We start from the raw sequence: 4,588 nt of genomic DNA, 5'->3' as shown, positions 1-4,588 counted from the left end.
GCATTTCGCGGTTGGGGACCGGCTTTCCCTCGTCCTCGCCGGGCCGGACCAGCACGAAGTTCTCGGCAAACAGCACGATTTCCGTCAGCGAGGGTTCCGACACCGGCAAGGCGACGATGGCCGCGTCAAGCCGGCCGTCGGCCAGTTCCTGGATCAGCTTTTGCGTTTGCGTTTCGCGCACGTGGATATCGAGCCCGTCATGCATGCGGGCGAGGTTGCCGATGATGGCAGGCAGGAGGTAGGGTGCGATCGTCGGGATCACGCCGATGCGCAACCGTCCCACCAGCCGGTCGCGCGAGGCGCGGGCCAGATCCGTCAGCTCATCCACCGAGCGCAGGATGTCGCGGACGCGCAAGGCGAATTCCTCGCCGAAATTGGTCAGCCGGACCTGGCGTGGGCCTCTTTGGAAAAGCTCCGTGCCCAGCGTTTCCTCCAACTCCCGGATCTGCACCGAGATGGCGGGCTGCGAGATCGAGCAGGCATCGGCGGCGCGGCCGAAATGATTGTGCCGGGCCAGCGCCTCGAAATAACGCAGCTGCTTCAGCGTCAGGTTTGTCATAATGTCATCTTATCGCTGCAATCAGGAAATCCAACTTAAATTAATCAAGCGGCTTTGCTATAGGAGTCGTAACGAAGATGAGGAGCAGCCGGGACCGCCTGGTGAGGCGCATGCCCGCAGCAACAGGACATCCAACATATTCGGTCGCGTATCGGGCTCAGGTCATCGCGCCAGCCATGAAACGGACCGCCTACAGGGACATTTTTGTGTCCCTGTTCACGCAGCAGTTGAACAGCTCAACACAGCCACGATCGGAGAGAAGAACATGGACGCACAGACCGATGATCCCAGTGCCGGCAAATGCCCCGTTGCGCACGGATCCTCCAGCAGGACGAACCGTGACTGGTGGCCGAACCAACTGGACCTTGGCGTTCTCCATCAGCAGTCGAACCTTTCGGACCCGATGGGCGAAGAGTTCGACTATGCCGAGGAATTCAAGTCGCTCGATCTCGATGCGGTGATCAAGGACCTGCACCAGGTGATGACGGATTCGCAGGATTGGTGGCCGGCCGACTTCGGCCATTACGGGCCGCTGTTCATCCGCATGGCCTGGCACAGTGCCGGCACCTACCGCATCGGCGACGGCCGTGGCGGCGCCGGGGCCGGCCAGCAGCGTTTTGCTCCGCTCAACAGCTGGCCGGACAATGCCAATCTCGACAAGGCGCGCCGGCTGCTGTGGCCGGTCAAGCAGAAATATGGGCGCAAGATCTCCTGGGCCGACCTGCTGATCCTCACCGGCAACGTCGCGCTGGAATCGATGGGCTTCAAGACCTTCGGTTTCGCTGGCGGCCGCGCCGACGTCTGGGAACCCGAACAGGACGTCGATTGGGGTTCGGAAACCAAGTGGCTCGACGACAAGCGCTACTCCGGCGACCGCGAACTCCAGGGCCATCTCGGCGCCGTCCAGATGGGACTGATCTATGTCAATCCGGAAGGGCCGAACGGCAAGCCGGATCCGCTGGCCTCGGCACGCGATATTCGCGAGACGTTCGGCCGCATGGCCATGAACGACGAGGAGACCGTGGCGCTGATCGCCGGCGGCCACACCTTCGGCAAAACCCACGGCGCCGGCGATGCCTCGCTTGTGGGTGCGGAGCCGGAAGGCGCCGGCATCGAGGCGCAGGGCCTCGGCTGGTCGAGCAAGCATGCCACGGGCATCGCCGGCGATGCCATCACCTCGGGCCTCGAGGTGACCTGGACCACGACGCCGACCAAGTGGAGCAACAACTTCTTCGACAATCTGTTCAACTTCGAATGGGAGCTGACCACGAGCCCGGCGGGCGCTCATCAGTGGACGCCGAAGGGCGGCGCCGGCGCCGGAACCGTGCCGGATGCCCACGATCCGTCCAAGCGCCGCGCGCCTGCCATGCTGACGACCGATCTCGCGCTGCGGGTCGATCCGGCCTACGAGAAGATCTCGCGGCGCTTCCATGAGCATCCGGACCAGTTCGCCGACGCCTTTGCCCGCGCATGGTTCAAGCTGACCCATCGCGACATGGGTCCGGTCGTTCGCTATCTCGGCCCGCTCGTGCCCAAGGAAGAACTGATCTGGCAGGATCCGATCCCCGCGGTCGACCACGAACTGGTCGGCGAGCAGGACATTGCGTCGCTGAAGGCGAAGATCCTGGCATCGGGCCTGTCGGTTTCCGAATTGGTCTCGACGGCGTGGGCCTCGGCCTCGACGTTCCGCAATTCCGACAAGCGCGGTGGTGCCAATGGTGCACGCATCCGGCTGGCGCCGCAGAAGGATTGGGAGGTTAACCAGCCGGCGGAACTGTCGAAGGTGCTGGCCAGGCTGGAAGCCATCCAGAAGGAGTTCAACGCGGCACAGACCGGCGGGAAAAAGATCTCGCTGGCCGACCTCATCGTTCTCGGCGGTGTCGCCGCTGTCGAGAAGGCGGCGAAGGATGGCGGCCACGAGGCCAAGGTGCCGTTCACGCCGGGTCGCATGGATGCTTCGCAGGAACAGACGGATGTCCATTCCTTTGCCGCGCTCGAGCCGAAAGTCGATGGCTTCCGCAACTATGTCAGGGGCAAGCAGCCGATGTCGGTCGAAGCCATGCTGGTCGACCGGGCGCAATTGCTGTCGCTGACCGCACCCGAAATGACGGTGCTGGTCGGCGGTCTTCGTGTGCTCGGCGCCAACACGGCCAACTCGAAGCACGGCGTGTTCACCGACCGGCCGGGTACGTTGACCAACGACTTCTTCGTCAACCTGCTCAGCATGAACACGGTCTGGGATCCGGCCGCCGGCTCCGACGAAGTCTACGAGGCGCGTGACCGCAAGACCAAGGCGGTCAAGTGGACCGGCACCCGTGCCGACCTGATCTTCGGCTCGCACGCCCAATTGCGCGCGCTTGCCGAGGTCTACGGGTCGGCGGACGCCAAGGCGAAATTCACCAGGGATTTCGTTGCGGCATGGACCAAGGTGATGAACGCCGACCGCTTCGACATCGCCTGAGATCGCTAAAGGTGCTCCGGCGCGGCCGCGCCGGATCGCCGGTCCTCCCAAGGACACAACGCCAGGGCCGCGTTTCCAGTGATGGGAGCGCGGCCTTTGTCGTATGGGGCCGCGCTTTGGTGGACCGTGCCTCCCTGGTCAAGCATGCTATTTTGTGGGCATCGCGTCTGCACCGGTGCACCATGATCGAAATCGTCAAACCCGCGTTCGAACATCTGCCGTCCTACAAGGCGGCACTCGAACGCGGCTGGTCGCCGGACAATGTGCGATTGCTGGAAGCGACGCGCGAGCAGCTTGCGGCAATCGAAAGGGATCCCGTGGCTTTTCTCGCCGACCTCGATGATCCCCAGGCCAGGGGCGGTCCGATCACCTTGCCTGACGGCAAAAAGGTGCCGCGCCTGCCAGGCTTCCGCCGCTGGATCTGGGACGGCGAGGCGTCGGGCTCGATCGGCTTTCGCTGGCAGAAGGGTACGTCGGACCTGCCGCCGCATGTGCTCGGCCATATCGGCTATGCGGTGGTGCCGTGGAAGCGGCGGCGCGGCTACGCTACACAGGCGCTGCGCCTGATGCTGGAGGAGGCGAGGGCGGTCGGCCTGGCTCACGTCGAGATCACCGCCAAACCGGGCAATCCGGCCTCGCACAAGGTGATCCTGGCCAATGGCGGCAAGCTCGTCGAACGCTTTTTCGAGGACGCCGCCTATGGCGGAGCGGAAAGTTTGCGGTTCCGGATCGAGCTGTAGGATGTATCTCAACCATGCTCATCGGCGCACAGCGCATGATCCGACAGCGCGCGGATGACGTAGCAGTCGCCGACCGTCTGGCCATTGCAGCACGTGGCGATGCGTTCGAGCTCGGCCTCGAGCCGCTTCAACTGGGCAATCTTTTCCCGCACCGAGATCAGTTGCTCCTCGGCGATCTTGTCGGCGTGGCCGCAGGGTTGCTCGGGGTGGCCGCTCAAATCGATCAGAGAGCGGATGTCCTCGACGGCGAAACCGAGATCGCGGGCGTGGCGGATGAAGGCCAACCGCTCCAGCTCCTGCCTGGAATAGCGGCGCTGGTTGCCTTCCGAGCGCTCGGGTGCGGCAACAAGGCCCATCTGCTCGTAGTAGCGGATGGTCGGCACCTTGACCCCGGTGCGGCGCGAGAGATCACCGATCGAAAACATGAATTGCCTCTTGAAGCTCTAGTGACTAGAGCAATTACAGTGCCTGACATCAGCGTTCAAGACCCATGCGGCGACGCCGCGCGGGCAAGACAGACAGGTGATGTGATGACGGCGCCCCTCGACCAGGTAAAAATCAGGCAGACGCGGTTCAAGATCGGCGGCATGGATTGCGCCTCTTGCGCAACCAAGATCGATACGGCGGTGCGTCGCCTAGACGGCGTCGCCGATGTCTCGGTTTCGGTGACCGGTGCCAGCATGACGGTCAGCCATGGCGGCGCGTTGCCGGAAGGCAGGGTGCTGCAGCAGGTGGCTCGGCTCGGCTACGGCATCGTCAGGGCAGAGGCACATGTATCGCCGATGTCAGACAAGGCGCACGCCGATCACGTCCACAATGACCATGAAG

5 protein-coding genes are annotated in these 4,588 nt (G+C 63.7%); 3 read left to right on the top strand and 2 right to left on the bottom strand.

Annotation, left to right across the window (positions count from 1 at the left end):
- On the bottom strand, positions 1–559 hold a 559-nt coding region (locus tag ENZ75_RS22015; protein ID WP_128278312.1), incomplete at its 3' end, for a LysR family transcriptional regulator.
- A gap of 265 nt (positions 560–824) precedes the next feature.
- Between ENZ75_RS22015 and katG the strand changes: the two genes are divergently transcribed.
- Positions 825–3,020, top strand: coding sequence for a catalase/peroxidase HPI (gene katG, locus ENZ75_RS22010; RefSeq protein WP_063168780.1), 2,196 nt, complete (start codon positions 825–827; stop codon positions 3,018–3,020).
- A gap of 182 nt (positions 3,021–3,202) precedes the next feature.
- A complete protein-coding gene (locus ENZ75_RS22005; protein ID WP_013530142.1) occupies positions 3,203–3,760 on the top strand; it encodes a GNAT family N-acetyltransferase in 558 nt (185 codons plus the stop codon).
- Between the two features lie 8 nt (positions 3,761–3,768).
- Here ENZ75_RS22005 and ENZ75_RS22000 read toward each other — a convergent pair whose 3' ends face one another.
- Complete coding sequence (locus tag ENZ75_RS22000; protein WP_013530143.1) at positions 3,769–4,185, bottom strand: helix-turn-helix domain-containing protein; 417 nt, start codon at positions 4,183–4,185, stop codon at positions 3,769–3,771.
- A 105-nt stretch (positions 4,186–4,290) separates the two neighbouring features.
- On the opposite strand from ENZ75_RS22000, the gene ENZ75_RS21995 reads away from it, so the two are divergent.
- On the top strand, positions 4,291–4,588 hold a 298-nt coding region (locus ENZ75_RS21995; protein WP_164887918.1), incomplete at its 3' end, for a heavy metal-associated domain-containing protein.

Origin of the sequence: Mesorhizobium sp. M7A.F.Ca.CA.002.04.1.1, from assembly GCF_004022805.1 — a bacterium.
GTDB classification, from domain to species: Bacteria; Pseudomonadota; Alphaproteobacteria; order Rhizobiales; family Rhizobiaceae; genus Mesorhizobium; species Mesorhizobium ciceri.
This window is presented reverse-complemented; position numbering and strand designations above follow the sequence as displayed.